This window comes from Streptomyces sp. GD-15H, assembly GCF_045291515.1.
Lineage (GTDB): Bacteria > Actinomycetota > Actinomycetes > Streptomycetales > Streptomycetaceae > Streptomyces.
The window spans coordinates 3,409,269-3,430,172 of sequence record NZ_CP149447.1; the positions used below are offsets into that span (position 1 = coordinate 3,409,269).

Genomic DNA, 20,904 nt, shown 5'->3' on the forward strand with positions numbered 1-20,904 from the left:
CCCCCGCAGGAGAAGACCGATGCCGCGTCCACCCCCGAAAGGGTGGACGCGGCATCGGTCAAGTGGGCCGAGCGGTTGAGCTGTTGGGCTGCAGGCGGCCGGGCGGTGTCAGACCGCCGAACCCGCCTTCCACTGGGCCCAGTCCATGTTCCAGCCGTTGAGGCCGTTGTCCGGGGCGACGGTCTTGTCGCCGGTGTTCTGCACGACGACGACGTCACCGACGAGGGAATTGTCGTAGAACCAGGAGCCCGGCGTGTTCGGGTCGTTGGCGCCCTTGGTGTTGGCCAGGCCGATGCAGCCGTGGCTGGTGTTCGCGCTGCCGAAGATGGACTTGGCGCCCCAGTAGTTGCCGTGGATGAAGGTGCCGGAGGTGCTCAGGCGCATGGCGTGCGGGACGTCCTTGATGTCGTACTCGCCCTTGCCGTTGTCGTCGGTGAAGCCGACGGTCGCGCCGTTCATCCGGGTCTCCTCGAACTTCTCGGAGATGACCATCTGGCCCTCCCACGTCTTGTTCTCGGGGGATCCGGCGGAGATCGGGATCGTCCGGATGGTCTTGCCGTCCTGGGTGATCTTCATCTGCTTGGTCTTGGCGTCGACGATCGAGACCTGGTTGCGGCCGATCTTGAAGTTGACCGTCTTCTGCTGGACGCCGTAGACCCCCTCGGCACCCTCGACCCCGTCGAGGGCCAGCTTCAGGGTGACGGTGGAGTCCTCCTGCCAGTAGTCCTCGGGGCGGCAGTCCATGCGGTTGGCGTTGAACCAGTGGCAGGCGACCTCCTGACCGCTGGTGGTGGAGACGGTGATGCCCTTCTGGACCTCGGCCTTGTTGGTGATCGCCTTGTCGAAGTTGATCGACACCGGCATGCCGACGCCCACGGTGGAACCGTCGTCCGGGGTGAAGGTGCCGATGAAGCTGTTGTCCGGGGAGACCGTGGTGAACGACGCGTTCTCGTGGGCGGCACGGCCCTCGGAGTCCTCGGCGGTGGCCGACAGCTTGTAGGTGGTGGCGCGCTCCAGCTGACCGCTGGGCTTCCAGCTCTTCTTGTCGGCAGATATCTCACCCTCGACGGCGGTGCCGTCGGTGGCCTCCATCGTCACTTCGGTGAGGGTGCCCTTGGCCACGGCCACCGCGGCGGAATTGTTGATGGAGGCGTTGTTCGAGCCGTCCTTCGGCGTGATCTTGATCTGGGCCTCGGAGGTCTTCTTGGCCGCCGCCTCGTCGACCTGGGCCTGCGACGCACCCTTGGCGCTGTCCCCACCGGAGCCGGCGTCGTCACCGCCGCCGGAGCACGCCGAGAGCACCATCACTCCGCCGAGCAGAGCGGACGCAGCCATCAGACCCCTGCGCCGCTTACCGTCCGTCATCACACGCTTCTCCATCATCGCCGCTTCCCCGAACCCCGCGGGCCCCCGCGCCCGAAGCCGAGAGTCCCCGTCAATCACTTCAACGCTACGACCGGTAGGTCCCGTTCCATATGGGCCACGAATGTGGGGCTTACCACGTCCATCGCGGCCGGGCGGGGGTTCGGCCATGCGCCACCTGAGACGCCGTGCCCCCGGGCTGCGGTTGCCGCCCGGGGTCACGATTTCCCCCGTCGCCTCATCCAGTCACGTCGACCCGGCGCGACTCACCTTTTTCGAGCTGCCCCTTCGGCCAATTCTCCTTATTCTCTTACTTCATCACTCTCGCCTGCTTAGCACTAATTGCCTGCCTTGCCCTTGCTGCCACCGTCGTCGGCTTCGTCACCTTCTCCGTCGTCGGCCTCGTCTGACACGTCGTAGAATTCCTCGCCCTCGCCCTCGTCGAGGTCCCACTCCGGTGAGTCCGGGTCGTAGTCGATCTGCTCGCTGCTCCACGAGGCCTGCTGGAGCTCCACCCCCGGCACGTCACCGACCAGACTGAAGGGGTCGACGAGATACGCGAGGGCCTCGGCCGCGTCCTCGCTCACCGCGTTCCGGGCGGGCAGCCGTTCGGCGTCCGCCATGTCGTCGTCCTCGATCCTCGCCAGCGCGGCGCTGGTCACCGCGTCCTCGTCGTCGACCTGGAGGACGAGGTCGACGCGAAGCCGCACAAACCGTGACGTCTCTGGAGTGCTCATGCCCGGAGCGTACGGCTCCGGGGCCCGTGACTTTCCCGTGACCCGCGACTTTCACTAACATCACTCCACACGGCCAATTAGCCAGCGCCACAAGGGGATCGATATTCCGTGTCATCCGCTCTCCGTCCGTTGCTGACCGCCACCGCCGCGGGCACCCTGCTGTGTGCCCTGTGGTTCGTCCCGTCCGCCAACGCGACATCGGACACCCCGGCGGGGTGGACACCCTCGGCAAGCACGTCTTCGCAGGTCACCGAGCGGACGAGGGTCGTGTCCAGCACCTCGTCCACATCGCCCGCCTCGTCAGGGGTTCTCGACACCGCCGGCGGGCAGGTCAGGCTCGCCGACACCGGCAGCTTCAACAGCACGCCGTACATCCTCGGCGGCACCGCCTTCCTCACCCTCGGCGCGGGCTTCGTCGTCTACTCGGTGCGCCGGGAGCGCCTGGACTTTTAACTCGCCCGACTCCCCTTCGAGAGGGACCTGCCCTCCGGCGCCCCGCACCGCGTGATCGTCACCGCAGCGGGCCGGTGACCTTTTCCACCGCCGCCAGCAGCCGGCCGTCGCGCACGAACGCTTCCGCCGCGGCGAGGTCGGGCGCGAGATGACGGTCCGGGCCGGGACCGCCCACGCCCGCCTTCCGCGCGGCCTCGATGACGGCCCGGGTCGCGGGCGCCGGGCTCAGCCCCTCACGCAGCTCGACGGCGCGCGCGGCGGCGTACAGTTCCACGGCGATGACCCGGGTGAGATTGTCGACGGACGTCCGCAGCTTGCGCGCGGCCGACCAGCCCATGGAGACGTGGTCCTCCTGCATCGCGGAGGACGGGATCGAGTCCGCCGACGCCGGTACGGCGAGCCGCTTCAGCTCGCTCACCAGCGCGGCCTGCGTGTACTGAGCGATCATCAGACCGGAGTCGACGCCGGCGTCGTCGGCGAGGAACGGCGGCAGTCCGTGGCTGCGGTTCTTGTCCAGCAGCCGGTCGGTGCGGCGCTCGGTGATGGAGCCGAGGTCGGCGACGGCGATGGCGAGGAAGTCCAGCACGTACGCCACCGGGGCGCCATGGAAGTTGCCGTTGGACTCGACGCGCCCTCCCCCTGAGCCGAACGCCCCCGATCCGGTGTCCGCGGGCAGCACCACCGGATTGTCGACGGCGGAGGCGAGTTCGCGCTCGGCGACCAGCCGGGCGTGGGCGATGGTGTCCCGTCCGGCGCCCGCGACCTGCGGGGCGCAGCGCACGGAGTAGGCGTCCTGGACCCGTGGGGCGTCGTCCTGGTGATGTCCCGTCAGTCCCGAACCGGCGAGTACGGCCAGCATGTTGGCGGCACTGGCGGCCTGGCCCGGGTGCGGGCGAAGGGCGTGCAGTTCGGGGACGAGCACCTTGTCGGTGCCGAGCAGCGCCTCCAGGCTCAGGGCGGCCGTGACGTCGGCGGACCGGTACAGGGTGTCGAGGTCGGCGAGGGCCATGATGAGCATGCCCAGCATGCCGTCGGTGCCGTTGAGGAGGGCGAGCCCTTCCTTCTCGCGCAGCTCGACGGGCCGGAGGCCGTGCGCGGCGAGCAGTTCGCCGGCGGGCCGCAGGGTCCCGTCGGGTCCCTCGGCCTCCCCCTCGCCCATCAGCGTGAGGGCGCAGTGGGACAGCGGGGCCAGGTCGCCGGAGCAGCCGAGGGAGCCGTACTCGTGCACGACCGGGGTGATCCCGGCGTTCAGCACGTCGGCCATGGTCCGTGCGACCTCGGGGCGTACGCCGGTGTGCCCGGAGCAGAGGGTCTTCAGCCGCAGGAACATCAGGGCGCGTACGACCTCCCGCTCGACGCGGGGGCCCATGCCGGCGGCGTGCGAGCGGACGATGTTGCGCTGCAGCCGGCCGCGCAGTTCCGGGCCGATGTGCCGGGTCGCCAGGGCACCGAAGCCGGTGCTCACCCCGTACACGGGGTCCGGCTTGGCGGCCAGGGCGTCCACGATCTCGCGGGACGCGGCGAGGGCGGCCAGCGCCTCGCCGGAGAGCTCGACGCGGGCCCCGCCGCGCGCCACGGCGAGGACGTCGGACGCGGTCGCTCCGAACGCCCGCCCGTCTCCCACCACCACCCTTTCACGGCCGCGCTTCGCGCCTTCCCCGTTCACCACGGTATGCATATTCATATTCAGGAGCGTACGCAGTGAATTCGACGATGTCACCACTGGAGCCCGTGTTCACCCCTTACAGGCACTAGGGCGAGTGCCGGCCCCGGAACCGGCGCCGCTCCCCGTCCCCGTTCCGCGCGGGTTCGTCCGCCAGCCGCACGACCGGGTCGCCCGGACCCGCACGCCCGGCGACGACGGGATGGGCGGCCCGCTCGGCCTTGGCGCGGTACTGCGCCGCGTCGGCCAGCCGGAAGAGCCGCCGCGCGGAGGACACCGGCCCGATGGGGTCGCCGGTGGAGGCCACCCCGCAGGCCACGCCGTCCCCGATCCCCAACTCCACCGCGCGGCGGCACACTTCGTCGGCCGCCTTGACGACCTCGTCGGCGGACGGGCCCACCGCCAGCAGACAGAACTCGTCCCCGCCGAGCCGCGCCGCCAGGGCCCCCGGCAGCATGGCCCCGCACAGGGACAGCACGGTTCCGAACCGCTCCAGCAGCCGGTCGCCGACGGCGTGCCCCTGCGTGTCGTTGACCCGCTTGAGCCCGTTGACATCGCACACCACGAGGCTGACGACCGCCCCGTCCCCGCGATGCCGCTCGATCGCCCCGTCGAGCCGCGCATCCACCGCCCGGCGGTTGGCGAGCCCGGTGAGCGCGTCCGTGTACGCCAGCCGCCGCGCCTCCTCCAGCCGTTCGGTCTGCGCGAGCCCGGCGGCGACGACGGCGGCCAGCACCGTCGCGAAGTCGGCGTCGCCGTGCCCGAAGACGGGCACGCCCACCGGACGGGCCACATACAGCTCTCCCCATGCCCGCCCGTGCAGCATGATCGGGGCGACCACGCAGCAGCCGCGCCCGCGCCGCCGCAGGGCCGCAACCCGCTGAGGGCAGTAGCCGGGGCTTCCCTCCGCCGGCCCCTCGGCGGTCTCCACCCAGGCGTCGGGTTCGCCGCCACCCGCCCACCGCTCGTGCAGGAACTCGGTGATCTCGGCGAACTGGTGCACGGGATAGGCCTCGCCCTCCGGGAACTCCTCCTCGCCCTCGGCCAGCTCGCCGACGTTCACCAGGACCCGCAGGCGCCCCAGCTCCCGCTCCCACACGGACAGCGCGGCGAAACTCCCGTCGAGCGCCTGGCAGGCTCCGAGGGCCGCGGCCCGCCAGGCCCCCCGCGCGCCCTGCGCGGCGGCCATGCCCTGCGCCAGCGCCACCACGGCCGCCAGCCGGCTGTCCTCACCCATCCCTCCAGGCTAAGGACGTTCGGTGCGAATCGGGAGATATAAGGAGCGAACGGGGAGCCTTCGAGGCAAGTCGCCGCAGGTGGGCGGGGCTCCGCCCACCGCTGCCGGCCCGTTACCGCCCTGCCCGCCCGTCACTGCCCCGGCCAGTTCGGCTTGCGCTTCTCGTTGAAAGCGGCGACGCCCTCCGCGCGGTCGCCCGAGAACGCCACCGCCCGCCAGGCGGCGTCCTCCACCTCGAGCCCGGCGGGCAGATCCAGCCCCTGCCCGAGACGCAGCGCACGCTTGGCGGCCCGCAGGCCCACCGGCGAGTTCGCGGCGATCCGAGCGGCCATGGCCAGCGCCTCCTCCCGGTCCCGCCCCGCCTCCACCAGCTCGTCGACGAGCCCCAGTTCACGGGCCTCGGCGGCCTCCACCCGACGCGCCGTGAAGATCAGCTCGGCGGCCCGGGCCGCCCCCACCCGCCGGGGCAGCAACTGCGTACCACCGCCGCCCGGGATCACCCCGACGGACACCTCGGGCAGTCCCAGCACGGCCGTACGGTCGGCCACGATCACATCGCAGGACAGGGCCAGCTCGAAACCGCCCCCCAGCGCGAACCCGTGCACCGCCGCCACGGTCGGCACCGGCAGCTCCAGCACACCGGTGTAGGCCCCGCGCGCCACCGGCCGCTGGCGGACCAGATCGGCGTCGCTGAAGGAATTGCGCTCCTTCAGGTCCGCCCCGACGCAGAAGGCCCGCTCGTGCGACGAGGTCAGCACCACCACCCGCACCTCCGGGTCCCTCCCCAGCTCCGCGCAGGCTTCGGCGGCGGACCGGGCCATCTCGGTCGAGACGGCGTTCATGGCCTTGGGCCGGTCGAGGACGAGCTCCGCGACATGCCCCTGCTCATGCCGCCGCACCAGCACGAACTCCCCGAACCGTTCCTCACTCATGACACCCTCCGGTTAACGCGGGTTAACATCCGTCACCCCGATCATCGCAGCCGGAACCCGCCGGCAAAAGGGCGTACGCCCGGTTCCCTCGTCACCCCCCGTCCACCCGTTCGAGTGATATCCGGCCTACTTCGGCCCGGCCCCGGACCGGAACGCATAGCGTGCGTGCACCGCGGCGCGTCGGGGGCGCGTACGCAGGGGGAGGAATCGCCATGACGACGAACACGCCGACCAGACCACAGCCCACCGCACCGGACGCGGCCGACCGGCCGCCGGCGCACACCGGATTCGCTCTCTTCAGCGCGCGTATCCGGGGCCGCCACCGCAAACCGCGCCCCCGGAAGCTGCTGCTGGCCGCCGGCGGCCTGGCCCTGGCGGTCGGCACCCTGGGTCTCGTACGCACGGCGTCCGACCCCGGCCCCGGGGACATCGGTGCCGAGGCCGGCCTCCGCCCGGTCCCGGACACCGCGAGTGCCACAAGCCCCGGCAATGACAGCACCGACAGCACCGCCGGCACCACCCCCGCGAGTCCGGCATCCCCCGCCCCGGAGGCGAGTCCCTCCTCGCCCGCCGCCCTGGGCGGCCAGAGCGGCGTGCCCCTCACATCGACCGCTCCGGATGGAACCGCCGCACCGACCGCCACCGCACCGGCCGCACCGACCGCCCCGAACACTCCGAACGCCCCCGGGGCACCGGCTCCCACCGGCACCGCACCGGACGAGCCCCCACCGGGCCCTCCGGGCCGCACACCGTCTCAGTCGCAGCCGCCACCGGACCGGCAGGCACCACCACCGCCCCCTTCCTCGGACCGGCCGGGTGAAACGGACGACGGCCCCCTCCTCTGCGTACCGATCATCGGCCTGTGCGTCGACGGCGGCCTGACGCTCACGGGCTGAACAGACCGAACCGGCCGGGGGCGGCCGTCAGGGATTGTCCCGGCGGGTGAGCAGCCAGGGTTCCACCACACCCAGCCCACGCACCGGCCGCTGATACATCGGCTGCAGCGCGAAGCGGTACGTCGGCGGCTCCTCGCCCTCCTTCTCCGCCGACGCCGCCGCCTCGGCGGCGGCCGCCTCGGAGGCGGGGGCGTCTCCGGTGCGGGTCAGCTCCTCGGCGAACGCGGTGTCGACGAGTATGCCGTCACGAGGAGCTATCGAGGTGAGCCGGGAGGCCAGGTTCACCGTCGTACCGAAGACATCGCCCATCCGGGTGGTGACGGTGCCGAAGGCCATGCCGACCCGCAGCTCCGGCATCGTCTCGTCGTTCGCCATGGTCTCGATCAGCCGCATGGCGATCTCCGCGGCCGTCCCCGCGTCGTCGGCGGCGTAGAGCACCTCGTCGCCGAGGGTCTTGATGAGTCGCCCGCCGCGCGCGGCCACCAGGTCGGCGGCGGTCGTCTCGAACGCCTCGACGAGCTCGCCGAGCTCCTCCTCCTCCATCCGCCGGGTGAGCCGGGTGAACCCGACGAGGTCCGCGAACGCGACGGCGAGGCGCCGGTCCACCATCTCCTCGTCGTCGGCCGCCTGGAGCACCCGCCCGGCCGAGGCGGCGAGCTGCCGCCGCCAGACGTAGACGAGGAACTCCTCCAGCTCGGGCAGAAGCAGCTCGATGATGGGGTACGTGACCTCGGTGCGCGTCATGCCCAGCTCGGGCGGCTCGGTCAGGCCCTCCAGGAAGGAGTCGATCTGCCACTCGGCCAGGCGCGCGGTGGTCTGCCCCGTGGACCGCGCCACCTGCACGGCCATCGCCTCGCTCAGCAGTCCCGCCTCCACCAGACCGGCCAGCCGGCGCAGCGCCAGGACGTCCGCCTCCGTGAGCACCCTGGCCTGCCCGACGTCGGCGAACCCCATGGCCCGCCAGAACCGCGTGGCCAGCTCCACCGTGACGCTGGCACTGCGGGCCGCCTGAAAGGGGGTGTAGCGGCGCTCGGCACCCAGAATGAGCTGTTCGAGACGCAGAGCGAGCGGGTCCTCGCCGTTGTCGGCGGAACGGGAGTCGTCCCCCGCCGGTCCCCCCGCTCACGGGGGTTCCCCCGATCGGGAGGATTCGAGGGTGGGGGAGGCTCCGCGCGGCCCTGCGCTTCCGTACCGGAACCCGAGTCGTCGACGGTCACGCGTTGCTGCCCTTCCGATCTGCCACGGCCATGTATCGACCGGCCTCAACTCTACGGCAGGTGTGCGCCAGCTCACTCCGTCCGGACGGCCCGACAGGTGGCACGACCGGCGCATCCGGCATCGGGGTACCCACCGTACGCATCCGCATCCGCGTGCGCCCGCCGCGCCCCGCCGGGCCTGGCCCGGGGCCCGTCACCCGCCCGCGACGGGGCGCACATGCACGATGTCCCCCGCTCCCACCGGTTCCTGCACCCCGGCCTCCGTCGCCAGCACCAGCCGCCCGTCCCCGTCGACCGCGACCGCCTCGCCCACCAGGACCCTGTCGCCCGGCAGCTCGGCCCGCACCGTCCGCCCGAGCGTCGCGCACCCCGCCGCGTACGTCTCCTGCAGGCCGCTCGCCGCCGGGTCGCCGCCTGCCGACCGCCAGCGCCCGTACCAGTCCTCCAGCGACCGCAGCACCCCGCGCAGCAGCGGGTCCCGGTCGGTGTTCACCGCGCCCGCCAGTGCCAGCGACCCCGCGGTGGGCACCGGTAGCTCGTCGGCGCGCAGGCTGACGTTGATCCCGACGCCGATCACCACCCCGTCACCGGCCCGCTCCGCGAGGATCCCGGCGGCCTTGCGCTCCTCTCCGCCGACGGTGACGAGCAGGTCGTTGGGCCACTTCAGGGCGGTATCGACGCCCGCCGTCCGGGACAGTCCGGTCGCCACCGCGACGCCGGTGAGCAGCGGCAGCCAGCCCCAGCGGGCCACGGGCACCTCGGTGGGCCGGAGCAGTACGGAGAAGGAGAGTCCGGAGCGGGCCGGGGCCGTCCACTGCCGGTCCAGGCGGCCCCGCGCGGCGGTCTGCTCCTCGGCGACAAGTACGGTCCCCTCCTCCGCCTTCCCCTCGGCGGCGCGGGCCACCAGGTCGGAGTTGGTGGAGCCGGTGCGCTGCACCACGTCGACCTGCCGCCACAGCCCGCCGGCGCGCACCAGTCCTCTGCGCAGGCCGGCGGCGTTCAGCGGGGGCGGTCGAGGTCGGACCAGCGTTCCGAACGCTCCGGCCGCGGCGGACGCTGCCCGCCGGGCGTATCTTCGTCATCAGGTGGCTGAGTCATGCGGGCAACCCTAGGTTCGGCCTCCTCCCTCCCGCAGCGCGGACGGACGCCGGGCCCGGTCCCGACCCGGCTTCCAGCGCCCGGACCCCCGTCGTCCACCGCCATTCGACCGCTGTCGCGGAATCGCGTTCTCCGGTCTGTGAAGAGGCAAGGGGTGTGGGAAACACCGCACCGCCGATCCCAAGGGCCCGCACTACGCTACGGATGAGTAACCGTCCCCCCTTTGAGCAGGCAGGGAGCCACATCCCGATGTCCGAGCCGGAAGAGCAGCAGCCTGACATTCGCACGACCGCGGGCAAGCTCGCGGACCTCCAGCGCCGCATCCACGAGGCGACGCACGCCGGCTCGGCCCGCGCCGTCGAGAAGCAGCACGCCAAGGGCAAGCTGACGGCCCGCGAACGGATCGCCCTGCTGCTCGACGAGGACTCCTTCGTCGAACTGGACGAGTTCGCCCGGCACCGCTCCACCCACTTCGGCCTGGACGAGAACCGCCCCTACGGCGACGGCGTCGTCACCGGCTACGGCACCGTCGACGGCCGCCCCGTCGCCGTCTTCTCCCAGGACTTCACCGTCTTCGGCGGCGCCCTGGGCGAGGTCTACGGACAGAAGATCGTCAAGGTGATGGACTTCGCGCTGAAGACCGGCTGCCCCGTCATCGGCATCAACGACTCCGGCGGCGCCCGCATCCAGGAGGGCGTGGCCTCGCTGGGCGCCTACGGCGAGATCTTCCGCCGCAACACCCACGCCTCGGGGGTGATCCCGCAGATCAGCCTGGTGGTCGGCCCGTGCGCGGGCGGCGCGGTCTACTCCCCCGCCCTCACCGACTTCACGGTGATGGTCGACCAGACCTCGCACATGTTCATCACCGGCCCGGACGTCATCAAGACGGTCACCGGCGAGGACGTCGGCTTCGAGGAGCTGGGCGGCGCCCGCACCCACAACACCGCCTCCGGCGTGGCCCACCACCTGGCCGGCGACGAGAAGGACGCCCTCGAGTACGTCCGGCAGCTGCTGTCCTACCTGCCGTCCAACAACCTCGCCGAGCCGCCGGCGTACCCGGAGGAGGCCGACCTGGCGGTCACCGACCAGGACCGCGCGCTGGACGCCCTGGTGCCGGACTCCGCCAACCAGCCCTACGACATGCACACGGTGCTCGAGCAGGTGCTGGACGACGGCGAGTTCCTGGAGACCCAGCCGCTGTTCGCGCCGAACATCGTCACCGGCTACGGGCGGGTGGAGGGCCGCCCGGTCGGCGTCGTCGCCAACCAGCCGATGCAGTTCGCCGGCTGCCTGGACATCCGGGCGAGCGAGAAGGCGGCCCGCTTCGTGCGCACCTGCGACGCCTTCAACGTGCCGGTGCTCACCTTCGTGGACGTGCCCGGCTTCCTGCCCGGCGTGGACCAGGAGCACGACGGCATCATCCGGCGCGGCGCCAAGCTGATCTTCGCCTATGCGGAGGCCACCGTCCCGCTGATCACGGTCATCACCCGCAAGGCGTTCGGCGGCGCCTACGACGTGATGGGCTCCAAGCACCTGGGGGCCGACCTCAACCTGGCCTGGCCCACCGCCCAGATCGCGGTGATGGGCGCCCAGGGCGCCGTCAACATCCTGCACCGGCGCACCCTGGCCGGCGCGGACGAGCCCGAGGCCGTCCGGGCGCGGCTGCTGCGGGAGTACGAGGACGCCCTGCTCAATCCCTATGTCGCGGCCGAGCGCGGCTACGTGGACGCGGTGATCATGCCGTCCGAGACCCGCCGGCACCTGGTCCGCGGCCTGCGCCAGCTGCGCACCAAGCGCGCCTCGCTGCCGCCCAAGAAGCACGGCAACATCCCCCTCTGACCCCAGGAGCCGCTGTGATCAAGGTCGTACGGGGCAACCCCACCCCGGAGGAGCTCGCCGCCGCACTGGCGGTGGTCCGCGTCCGCGCCGCGGCGGCGTCCGCCATGCCGTCCGGCGCGCCCGCTCCCCGCGACTCCTGGTCCGACCCGTCCCGCATCGCCGCCCACCACCTGCCCCAGCCGGGGCCGACGGCCTGGTCACGCACGTACTGGCCAGGCGTGTAGGGCTGTCCGGCGCGCCGGCAGGCGGTGGCCGCCCGGGGAAGTTGAGTACGCGTACTCAGGCGCCCCGGGGGCCGCCGCCGGACCATGGAAGGCATGCTGTGGTCCGATCCCGAGAACGAGCCGCCCAAGGAACTGCGGGACACGCAGGACATGCTGCGGCGACTGGGCGTTCTCGTGGCGCTGGCCATGGTGCTCGCGATGCTCGTGATCGGCGTGAGGTGAGGCATCCGGTCCACGCCGATACGCTGACCGCATGACAGATCAGCCCCGCCGCCGACTCGTGCTCGCCTCCCAGTCCCCCGCCCGGCTAGGGCTGCTCCGCCAGGCCGGGCTCGACCCCGAAGTGGTCGTCAGCGGCGTCGACGAGGACGCCGTCACCGCACCCACCCCGGCCGAACTGGCACTCGCCCTCGCCGAGGCGAAGGCCTCCGTCGTCGCCGCGAAGCCCGAGGTCAAGGGCGCACTGGTGATCGGCTGCGACTCGGTGCTCGAACTCGACGGCCGGGCCCTCGGCAAGCCCGAGGACGCCGAGGAGGCCACCGCTCGCTGGAAGGCGATGCGGGGCCGTGCGGGCATCCTCCAGACCGGCCACTGCGTCTACGACACCCTCGCCGAGGGCAGTCGGTACGCCTCCGCCACCGCGTCCACCGTGGTCCGCTTCGGCGAGCCCACGGACGAGGAGATCGCCGCCTACGTCGCGTCCGGCGAACCGCTCCGGGTCGCGGGGGCGTTCACCCTGGACGGCCGCTCGGCCCCGTTCGTCGAAGGCATCGACGGCGACCACGGGAACGTCATCGGCATCAGCCTGCCGCTGGTGCGCCGCCTGCTGGCCGAGCTGGGCGTCGGCATCACGGAGCTGTGGGCGCCGCCGGAGGCGTGACCGGGGTCCCGTCGGCACCGCCGGGCGCGGGGGCGACGGCCTCGTCCGGGCGGTCGTACGTCATCAGCAGCAGGACGACGAGGCCGCACAGCGCGAAGTAGAGCCCGAAGACGAGGCCGCCGGCCTTCGAGGACACCGACATCATGTGCGAGTCGAGGTCGGCCAGCGACATGTCCTGCCGGTCGATGACGACACCGAGGAACCAGTTCACGGCCCCGATGCCGAGGGCCTCGGCGAAGAGCACGAGTGCCACGATCCACGCCACCGGTCTGCGGACCACCGGCCCCCACCCACTTTCCAGCACGACTGTGGTTACCCCGAGTATGTTCGAGACAGCGCGAACGTTACTGACAAGTAAAGTCAGCGACAAGGGTCCCCCGGAGGGCAAAGAACCATTGGGCCATTCGTAGGGACTCGACAAAAAAACAGAGTGGGCCGCAGCACGCTCTCACAGAGACCTTGACCACATGGGAAGGCTAGGGTTTCCCGGAGGAGTCTTGCGTACCAAGGTGCGACATGGGATTTCGCGGGTCGAGCGAGCCTCGGATCACGCTCCGTGTGGGCAAGCTCACCAATGGGGACGGGTCGTAGTGCCGTGTCGGCAGTCCCTAAACTCGGCTTGTTTCAAGGAGGGAGCCTCAATCGTGCGCAAGGTGCTCATCGCCAACCGTGGCGAAATCGCTGTCCGCGTGGCCCGGGCCTGCCGGGATGCCGGAATCGCGAGCGTTGCCGTCTACGCCGACCCGGACCGGGACGCTCTGCATGTCCGCGCCGCGGATGAGGCGTTCGCCCTGGGCGGTGACACCCCGGCCACCAGCTACCTGGACATCGCCAGGGTCCTGCGGGCCGCCACCGACTCCGGCGCGGACGCCGTCCACCCCGGCTACGGCTTCCTCTCGGAGAACGCCGACTTCGCCCAGGCGGTCCTGGACGCCGGACTGATCTGGATCGGCCCGCCGCCGGCCGCCATCCGCGCCCTGGGCGACAAGGTCGCCGCCCGGCACATCGCCCAGCGCGCCGGCGCCCCGCTGGTGGCCGGCACCCCCGACCCGGTCGCCGGGGCAAACGAGGTCCTCGCCTTCGCCGAGCAGCACGGCCTGCCGATCGCCATCAAGGCCGCCTTCGGCGGCGGCGGCCGCGGCCTGAAGGTGGCCCGCACCCTGCAGGAGATCCCCGAGCTGTACGAGTCCGCGGTGCGCGAGGCGGTGGCCGCCTTCGGCCGCGGCGAGTGCTTCGTGGAGCGCTACCTGGACCGGCCCCGGCACGTGGAGACCCAGTGCCTGGCCGACACCCACGGCAACGTGGTGGTCGTCTCCACCCGGGACTGCTCGCTGCAGCGCCGCCACCAGAAACTGGTCGAGGAGGCCCCCGCCCCCTTCCTGTCGCCGGCGCAGAACGCCGAGCTGTACGCCGCCTCCAAGGCCATCCTCAGGGAGGCCGGCGACGTCGGCGCGGGCACCGTGGAGTTCCTGGTCGGCACCGACGGCACCATCTCCTTCCTGGAGGTCAACACCCGGCTGCAGGTGGAGCACCCGGTCACCGAGGAGGTCGCCGGCCTGGACCTGGTGCGCGAGATGTTCCGCATCGCCGACGGCGAGGAGCTGGGCTACCCCGACCCGGTGCTGCGCGGCCACTCGCTGGAGTTCCGCATCAACGGCGAGGACCCCGGCCGCGGCTTTCTGCCCGCCCCCGGCACCGTCACCGCCTTCGCCCCGCCGTCCGGCCCCGGGGTGCGGCTGGACGCGGGGGTGGAGGCGGGCAGTGTGATCGGCCCGGCCTGGGACTCGCTGCTGGCCAAGCTGATCGTCACCGGCCGCACCCGCGAGGAGGCGCTGCGCCGGGCCGCCCGGGCGCTGGGGGAGTTCACCGTGGAGGGCATGGCCACCGCCCTGCCGTTCCACCGCGCGGTGGTCAGGGATCCCGCCTTCGCCCCGGAGCTGGCCGGCTCGGCGGCCCCGTTCACGGTGCACACCCGCTGGATCGAGACCGAGTTCGTCAACGAGATCCCCCCTTCGGCGCCGCCGCGGACGCCGCCGCGGACGCCGAGGCGGACCGGGAGACGGTCGTCGTCGAGGTGGGCGGCAAGCGGCTGGAGGTCTCGCTGCCCGCCTCGCTGGGCATGTCGCTGGCCCGTACCGGGCTGGCGGCGGGCGCCAAGCCCAGGCGCCGGGCGGCCAGGCGGTCCGGGCCGGCCGCCTCCGGCGACGCCCTGGCCTCGCCGATGCAGGGCACCATCGTCAAGGTGGCGGTGGAGGAGGGCCAGCAGGTCACCGAGGGCGACCTGGTGGTGGTGCTGGAGGCGATGAAGATGGAGCAGCCCCTCAACGCCCACCGTTCCGGCACCGTCAAGGGGCTGGGTGCCGAGGTCGGCGCCTCGGTCACCTCCGGCGCCGTGATCTGCGAGATCAAGGACTGACGACACCCCGGGGCGCCCGGCGGAGCCTCAACGGCTCCGCCGGGCGCCCGGCGTCATCACCGTCTGCGCAGGTCCGCGACGCGTGCCCGCTCCGCGCTCTGGGCCTGTTCGGCCGCTCCCAGGGCCACGGCGGAACGCAGCCCCGGACCCTGTCGGCGCGGACCCGGCAACGGCACGTCCCGACGCTGTTGCTGACGCGCCGGGACCCCGTCACCCCCGGGCCCGTGGCACCTCCCGGTGCCCCGGCCACGGCGATCTGCACGCCCTGGTCGGCGAGCGCCTGCAACTCGGTGCCGGCGCGGTCGTCGTGCGCCGGCGGCTCGTCCGTCACCAGGCGGGTGATGACGTCCGTGGGCACGGTCTGGAACATGGTGTCCATGCCGAGCTTGGTGTGGTCGGCGAGGACCACCACTTCCGCGGCGGCCTGTACCAGCGCCCGGTCGACGGAGGCCGACAGCATGTTGGACGTGGACAGCCCCCGCTCGGCGGTCAGCCCGCTCCCGGAGAGGAAAGCCCTGGACACCCGGAGCCCCTGGAGGGACTGCTCGGCACCGCTGCCGACGAGGGCGTAGTTCGAACCACGGAGCGTCCCGCCGGTCATCACGACCTCCACCCGGTTGGCGTGCGCCAGCGCCTGCGCCACGAGCAGGGAGTTGGTGACGACGGTCAGGCCGGGCACCCGGGCCAGCCGGCGGGCCAGCTCCTGCGTGGTGGTGCCCGCGCCGACCACGACGGCCTCGCCCTCCTCCACGAAACTCGCGGCGAGGTCGGCGATGGCGGTCTTCTCGGCGGTCGCGAGATGTGACTTCTGCGGAAAGCCGGACTCCCGCGTGAAACCGCCCGGCAGTACCGCACCGCCGTGCCGGCGGTCGAGGAGTCCTTCTGCCTCCAGCGCGCGCACGTCCCGCCGTACGGTCACTTCGGAGGTCTGGACGACGCGGGCGAGCTCACGGAGCGACACGGCCCCGTTCGCTCGCACCATTTCGAGAATCAATTGGCGACGTTCTGCAGCGAACACGAAACTGACAGTAACGCCAGCGACCGTCTGCTTTCAGCACTTTGCGCTGAATAGCAGAAGTTGTTCGCGCACCCGACCACTGAATGGTATAAGCCCTAGTCGTACCGCATATGCCGAACACCTATCCGGCAACTCCCCGTAACCGGCGGGGAGTTGGTTTCGGCCGTCAGGCCTCTCCCGTCACCTTGCGCGTGTGCAGCTGCCGCGCCACCTCGGCGATCGACCCCGACAGCGAGGGGTACACGGTGAAGGCGTTCGCGATCTGCTCGACCGTCAGGTTGTTGTCGACCGCGAGCGAGATGGGGTGGATGAGCTCCGAGGCGCGCGGCGCCACGACGACGCCGCCCACCACGATCTCGGTGCCCGGCCGGCAGAAGATCTTGACGAATCCGTCGCGGATGCCCTGCATCTTCGCGCGGGGGTTGCGCAGCAGCGGCAGCTTGACGACCCGTGCGTCGATCTTCCCGGCGTCGACCTCGGCCTGGCTGTAGCCGACGGTGGCGATCTCCGGGTCGGTGAAGACGTTCGACGAGACGGTCTTCAGGTTCAGCGGAGCCACCGTGTCACCCAGGAAGTGGTACATGGCGATCCGCCCCTGCATCGCCGCCACCGACGCCAGCGCGAAGACGCCGGTGACGTCGCCGGCCGCGTACACGCCCGGAGCGGTGGTCCGGGACACCCTGTCGGTCCAGATGTGTCCCGACTCGCGCAGCCTGACCCCGGCCTCCTCGAGCCCCATGCCCTCGGAGTTCGGAATGGCGCCGACGGCCATCAGGCAGTGCGACCCGGTGATGACCCGCCCGTCGGCGAGGGTCACCTCCACCCGGTCCCCGACCCGCTTGGCGGACTGCGCGCGCGAGCGCGCCATGACGTTCATGCCGCGCCGGCGGAAGACGTCCTCCAGCACCGCGGCGGCGTCCGGGTCCTCACCCGGCAGCACCCGGTCGCGCGACGACACGAGCGTCACCTTCGACCCCAGCGCCTGGTAGGCACCGGCGAACTCGGCACCGGTCACACCGGAACCGACCACGATGAGCTCCTCGGGGAGCTCGTTCAGGTCGTACACCTGTGTCCAGTTGAGGATGCGCTCACCGTCGGGCCGGGCGTCGGGCAGCTCGCGGGGATGACCGCCGGTGGCGATGAGCACCGCGTCGGCGGTCAGCGTCTCCTCGGACCCGTCGGCGGCCCGGACCACGACCTTGCGCGACCCGTCCAGGGCCTGCATGCCCTCGAGCCGCCCCCGCCCGCGCAGTACCCGCGCGCCGGCCCGCGTCACGGACGCGGCGATGTCGTGCGACTGGGCCAGGGCCAGCCGCTTCACTCGGCGGTTCACCTTCCCCAGGTCCACGCCCACGACCCGGGCGGCCTGCTCCACGTGCGGGGTGTCGTCGGCCACGATGATGCCCAGCTCCTCGTAGGAGGAGTCGAAGGTGGTCATCACCTCGGCCGTGGCGATCAGGGTCTTCGACGGCACGCAGTCGGTGAGCACCGACGCCCCGCCCAGACCGTCACGGTCGACGACGGTCACCTCCGCGCCGAGCTGCGCGGCGACCAGCGCCGCTTCGTATCCGCCGGGTCCGCCACCGATGATCACGATCCGAGTCACATGCTCCATTGTCCCGCACACTTCACCGCGCGACCGTCCGGGGGCCACCCCCGTGGCTCCCCTGTTACCGGAGTGGCCCGCGGTGCGGCTGCCGTACGCTCTTCCCCATGTCGCTCTACGCCGCGTACGCCGGCAACCTCGACGCGCGGCTGATGTCCCGCCGCGCCCCGCATTCGCCGCTGCGCGCCACCGGCTGGCTGAACGGGTGGCGGCTGACCTTCGGGGGCGAGAGCCTGGGCACTCCCTGGCCGAGCGAGCCCACCGGCCCGGCCGAGGGCGGCGGCGCGCTCCCGACGATCGTCGAGGACCACTTCGCCCAGGTCTTCGTCGCGCTGTACGACATCGCCCCCATGGACGAGGACTCCCTGGACCGCTGGGAGGGCACGGGCCTGGACATCTACCGGCGCATCCGCGTCCGCGTCCACACCCTGGACGGCGAGGAACCCGCCTGGACCTACGTCCTGAACGCCTATGAGGGCGGCCTCCCCTCGGCCCGCCACCTCGGCGAGGTCGCCGACGCGGCGGAATCCGCGGGCGCCCCCCACGACTACGTGATGGAACTGCGCAAACGCCCCTGCTGAACCCGCTCCCCGAGCCGGGCCGCCGGGACCCGCGGCCGAGACGGCAATGCCTCTTCGGAAACGACAGGACAACGATCGCGAGCCCGTGAGCTTTGACATCTACGCGCGTAGGCGAAGACCGGCTACCCTCATCCGCGTGAACGCTTCTCTTCTTCCGGACGACATCCAGGGCGACCCCCACGCCGCAGCCGACGCCGCAGCCGCGCGCCTGCGCGAGCTCACGGGCGCCGAGACCCACGACGTCGCCCTCGTGATGGGCTCCGGCTGGGCACCGGCCGTGGACGCCCTCGGCTCGCCCGACGCCGAGTTCCAGGTCACCGAGCTGCCCGGCTTCCCGCCGCCGGCGGTCGAGGGGCACGGAGGCAAGATCCGCTCCTACCGCCTCGGCACCAAGCGTGCCCTGGTCTTCCTGGGCCGCACCCATTACTACGAGGGCCGCGGCGTGGCCTCCGTCGCCCACGGCGTCCGCACCGCCGTCGCCGCCGGCGCCAAGACGATCGTCCTGACCAACGGCTGCGGTGGCCTGCGCGAGGGCATGCGCCCCGGCCAGCCGGTCCTGATCAGCGACCACATCAACCTCACGGCCACCTCCCCCATCGTCGGCGCCAACTTCGTCGACCTCACCGACCTCTACTCCCCCCGGCTGCGCGCCCTCTGCAAGGAGATCGACGCCACCCTGGAGGAGGGTGTCTACGCCCAGTTCCCCGGCCCGCACTACGAGACCCCGGCGGAGATCCGCATGGCACGGGTCATCGGGGCGGACCTGGTGGGCATGTCGACGGTGCTCGAGGCCATCGCGGCGCGGGAGGCGGGCGCGGAGGTGCTCGGCATCTCCCTGGTCACCAACCTCGCCGCCGGTATGACCGGTGAGCCCCTCAACCACGAGGAGGTCCTCCAGGCGGGCCGGGACTCCGCCGCCCGGATGGGCACCCTCCTGACCCGGGTGCTGGACCGCCTGTAGCCGCCCGCGCCCCCCGGCGGCGGGGGCGGGACAACTCAACCGACACTCGAGAGGCTGACCGACACGTGCACGACGACCTGACCGCCCGGGCCCGCGCCTGGCTCGCCGAGGACCCCGACCCCGAGACCCGGGCGGAACTCGCTGCACTCCTCGACAGGAACGCCACGGACGAGGCCGACGCAGTCGCCGAACTCGCCGCCCGTTTCAGCGGCACCCTCCAGTTCGGCACCGCCGGCCTCCGCGGCGAACTGGGCGCCGGCCCGATGCGCATGAACCGCGCCGTCGTCATCCGCGCCGCCGCCGGCCTCGCCGCGTACCTCGGGAAGCAGGGCCACACCGACGGCCTCGTCGTGATCGGCTACGACGCCCGGCACAAGTCGGCGGACTTCGCCCGCGACACCGCCGCCGTGATGACCGGCGCCGGTCTCCGGGCGGCCGTCCTCCCCCGCCCCCTCCCCACCCCGGTGCTCGCCTTCGCCATACGGCACCTCGGCGCGGTCGCCGGGGTCGAGGTCACCGCCAGCCACAACCCGCCCCGCGACAACGGCTACAAGGTGTACCTCGGCGACGGGTCCCAGATCGTCCCCCCTGCCGACGCGGAGATCGCCGCCGAGATCGCGGCCGTCGGGTCGCTGAACGACGTGCCCCGCCCCACCACCGGCTGGCAGACCCTCGACGACTCCGTCCTGGACGCCTACCTCGCCCGCACGGACGCGGTCCTGGCCAAGGACTCCCCCCGTACCGCCCGCACGGTCTACACGGCGATGCACGGCGTCGGCAAGGACGTCCTGCTCGCCGCGTTCGCCGGGCCGGCTTCCCGGAGCCGGTCCTGGTCGCCGAGCAGGCCGAACCCGACCCGGACTTCCCCACCGTCGCGTTCCCCAACCCGGAGGAGCCCGGCGCGATGGACCTGGCCTTCGCGAAGGCCCGCGAGACCGAGCCCGACCTGGTCATCGCCAACGACCCGGACGCCGACCGCTGCGCCGCGGCCGTCAAGGACACCGGCAACGGCAACGGCGACACCGACACCGCCGCCGGGGACTGGCGCATGCTGCGCGGTGACGAGGTCGGCGCCCTGCTCGCCGCCCACCTGGTCCGGCGCGGCGCGACCGGCACGTTCGCCGAGTCGATCGTGTCGTCCACCCTGCTCGCCCGGATCGCCGAGCAGGCGGGGCTGCCGCACGAGGAGACCCTGACCGGCTTCAAGTGGATCGCCCGGGTCGAGGGCCTGCGCTACGGCTACGAGGAGGCACTGGGCTACTGCGTCGACCCGGACGGCGTGCGCGACAAGGACGGCATCACGGCCGCCCTACTCCTCGCCGAACTGGCCTCCGAGCTGAAGGCGGAGGGCCGTACCCTCCTGGACCTCCTCGACGACCTCGCCGTGGCCCACGGCCTGCACGCCACCGACCAGCTGTCGGCCCGCGTCGAGGACCTGTCGCTCATCGCGGACGCCATGCGCCGCCTGCGCGAGAACCCCCCGACCGAACTGGCCGGCCTGCGCATCACCGAGGCCGAGGACCTGACCCGCGGCACGGACACCCTCCCGCCCACCGACGGCCTGCGCTACACCCTTCAGGGCGCCCGCGTCGTCGTCCGCCCGAGCGGTACGGAGCCGAAGCTCAAGTGCTACCTGGAGGTCGTCGTCCCGGTCACCACGCGGGCCGACCTGCCGGCGGCCCGCACCAGGGCGGCCGCCCTGCTGACCGCGATCAAGCAGGACCTGAAGACGGCGGCCGGCATCTGAGTGATCGGGAACCGGGGGCCTGCGGTTCTGCGGACCC

16 protein-coding genes and 4 pseudogenes are annotated in these 20,904 nt (G+C 72.2%); 10 read left to right on the forward strand and 10 right to left on the reverse strand.

Annotated features, from left to right (window positions below; genetic code table 11):
* Positions 1–108: 108 nt before the first annotated feature.
* Both WJ438_RS15815 and WJ438_RS15820 read right to left on the reverse strand, forming a co-directional pair.
* A complete protein-coding gene (locus WJ438_RS15815) occupies positions 109–1,365 on the reverse strand; it encodes an Ig-like domain-containing protein (protein WP_406729703.1) in 1,257 nt (418 codons plus the stop codon).
* Between the two features lie 335 nt (positions 1,366–1,700).
* On the reverse strand, positions 1,701–2,099 hold the full coding sequence (locus WJ438_RS15820) for a hypothetical protein (RefSeq protein WP_406725834.1): 399 nt from the start codon (positions 2,097–2,099) through the stop codon (positions 1,701–1,703).
* 108 nt (positions 2,100–2,207) lie between these two features.
* On the opposite strand from WJ438_RS15820, the gene WJ438_RS15825 reads away from it, so the two are divergent.
* Positions 2,208–2,552, forward strand: coding sequence for an LPXTG cell wall anchor domain-containing protein (locus tag WJ438_RS15825; RefSeq protein WP_406725835.1), 345 nt, complete (start codon positions 2,208–2,210; stop codon positions 2,550–2,552).
* Between the two features lie 58 nt (positions 2,553–2,610).
* Here WJ438_RS15825 and hutH read toward each other — a convergent pair whose 3' ends face one another.
* The 3 genes from hutH to WJ438_RS15840 all read right to left on the reverse strand — a co-directional run bounded on the left by hutH (position 2,611) and on the right by WJ438_RS15840 (position 6,384).
* Entirely contained in the window at positions 2,611–4,236 is a 1,626-nt protein-coding gene (gene hutH / locus WJ438_RS15830; RefSeq protein ID WP_406725836.1) for a histidine ammonia-lyase, read from the reverse strand.
* 67 nt (positions 4,237–4,303) lie between these two features.
* On the reverse strand, positions 4,304–5,452 hold the full coding sequence (locus WJ438_RS15835) for a diguanylate cyclase domain-containing protein (RefSeq protein WP_406725837.1): 1,149 nt from the start codon (positions 5,450–5,452) through the stop codon (positions 4,304–4,306).
* 131 nt (positions 5,453–5,583) lie between these two features.
* Positions 5,584–6,384, reverse strand: coding sequence for an enoyl-CoA hydratase/isomerase family protein (locus WJ438_RS15840; RefSeq protein WP_406725838.1), 801 nt, complete (start codon positions 6,382–6,384; stop codon positions 5,584–5,586).
* Positions 6,385–6,596: 212 nt separating this feature from the next.
* Here WJ438_RS15840 and WJ438_RS15845 point away from each other — a divergent pair, with 212 nt between their 5' ends.
* Positions 6,597–7,280, forward strand: coding sequence for a hypothetical protein (locus tag WJ438_RS15845; RefSeq protein WP_406725839.1), 684 nt, complete (start codon positions 6,597–6,599; stop codon positions 7,278–7,280).
* Positions 7,281–7,307: 27 nt separating this feature from the next.
* Here the strand turns inward: WJ438_RS15845 and WJ438_RS15850 are convergent, their stop codons facing one another.
* Together WJ438_RS15850 and WJ438_RS15855 are read right to left on the reverse strand one after the other, a co-directional pair.
* Positions 7,308–8,342 (reverse strand): adenylate/guanylate cyclase domain-containing protein, encoded by a 1,035-nt coding sequence (locus WJ438_RS15850; protein ID WP_406729704.1) that lies wholly within the window; start codon positions 8,340–8,342, stop codon positions 7,308–7,310.
* Positions 8,343–8,690: 348 nt separating this feature from the next.
* A pseudogene (locus WJ438_RS15855) lies at positions 8,691–9,595 on the reverse strand (biotin--[acetyl-CoA-carboxylase] ligase).
* 249 nt (positions 9,596–9,844) lie between these two features.
* Here WJ438_RS15855 and WJ438_RS15860 point away from each other — a divergent pair.
* From WJ438_RS15860 to WJ438_RS15875, 4 genes are all read left to right on the forward strand, one after another.
* On the forward strand, positions 9,845–11,434 hold the full coding sequence (locus WJ438_RS15860) for an acyl-CoA carboxylase subunit beta (protein WP_406725840.1): 1,590 nt from the start codon (positions 9,845–9,847) through the stop codon (positions 11,432–11,434).
* A gap of 14 nt (positions 11,435–11,448) precedes the next feature.
* Positions 11,449–11,658, forward strand: a complete 210-nt coding sequence (locus WJ438_RS15865; RefSeq protein WP_406725841.1) for an acyl-CoA carboxylase subunit epsilon — start codon at positions 11,449–11,451, stop codon at positions 11,656–11,658.
* Between the two features lie 93 nt (positions 11,659–11,751).
* Positions 11,752–11,880, forward strand: coding sequence for a morphogenic membrane protein MmpB (gene mmpB, locus WJ438_RS15870; RefSeq protein WP_279334254.1), 129 nt, complete (start codon positions 11,752–11,754; stop codon positions 11,878–11,880).
* A 31-nt stretch (positions 11,881–11,911) separates the two neighbouring features.
* Entirely contained in the window at positions 11,912–12,538 is a 627-nt protein-coding gene (locus tag WJ438_RS15875) for a Maf family protein (RefSeq protein ID WP_406725842.1), read from the forward strand.
* Here the strand turns inward: WJ438_RS15875 and WJ438_RS15880 are convergent.
* Positions 12,507–12,818 carry a hypothetical protein gene (locus WJ438_RS15880; protein WP_406729705.1) on the reverse strand — a complete coding sequence of 104 codons (312 nt, stop codon included), beginning with the start codon at positions 12,816–12,818 and terminating at the stop codon, positions 12,507–12,509. The genes WJ438_RS15875 and WJ438_RS15880 overlap by 32 nt on opposite strands.
* 364 nt (positions 12,819–13,182) lie before the next feature.
* Here WJ438_RS15880 and WJ438_RS15885 point away from each other — a divergent pair.
* Positions 13,183–14,954 (forward strand): annotated as a pseudogene (locus tag WJ438_RS15885) (acetyl/propionyl/methylcrotonyl-CoA carboxylase subunit alpha).
* Between the two features lie 56 nt (positions 14,955–15,010).
* On the opposite strand, the pseudogene WJ438_RS15890 reads toward WJ438_RS15885, so the two are convergent.
* Both WJ438_RS15890 and WJ438_RS15895 read right to left on the reverse strand, forming a co-directional pair.
* Positions 15,011–15,936, reverse strand: a pseudogene (locus tag WJ438_RS15890) (DeoR/GlpR family DNA-binding transcription regulator).
* 202 nt (positions 15,937–16,138) lie between these two features.
* Complete coding sequence (locus WJ438_RS15895) at positions 16,139–17,587, reverse strand: NAD(P)H-quinone dehydrogenase (RefSeq protein WP_406725843.1); 1,449 nt, start codon at positions 17,585–17,587, stop codon at positions 16,139–16,141.
* Positions 17,588–17,685: 98 nt separating this feature from the next.
* On the opposite strand from WJ438_RS15895, the gene WJ438_RS15900 reads away from it, so the two are divergent.
* From WJ438_RS15900 to WJ438_RS15910, 3 genes and pseudogenes are all read left to right on the forward strand, one after another.
* Positions 17,686–18,159, forward strand: coding sequence for a gamma-glutamylcyclotransferase (locus tag WJ438_RS15900; protein ID WP_406725844.1), 474 nt, complete (start codon positions 17,686–17,688; stop codon positions 18,157–18,159).
* Positions 18,160–18,295: 136 nt separating this feature from the next.
* Positions 18,296–19,120, forward strand: a complete 825-nt coding sequence (locus tag WJ438_RS15905) for a purine-nucleoside phosphorylase (RefSeq protein ID WP_406725845.1) — start codon at positions 18,296–18,298, stop codon at positions 19,118–19,120.
* A gap of 65 nt (positions 19,121–19,185) precedes the next feature.
* A pseudogene (locus WJ438_RS15910) lies at positions 19,186–20,867 on the forward strand (phospho-sugar mutase).
* The last annotated feature ends 37 nt before the right edge of the window (positions 20,868–20,904 follow it).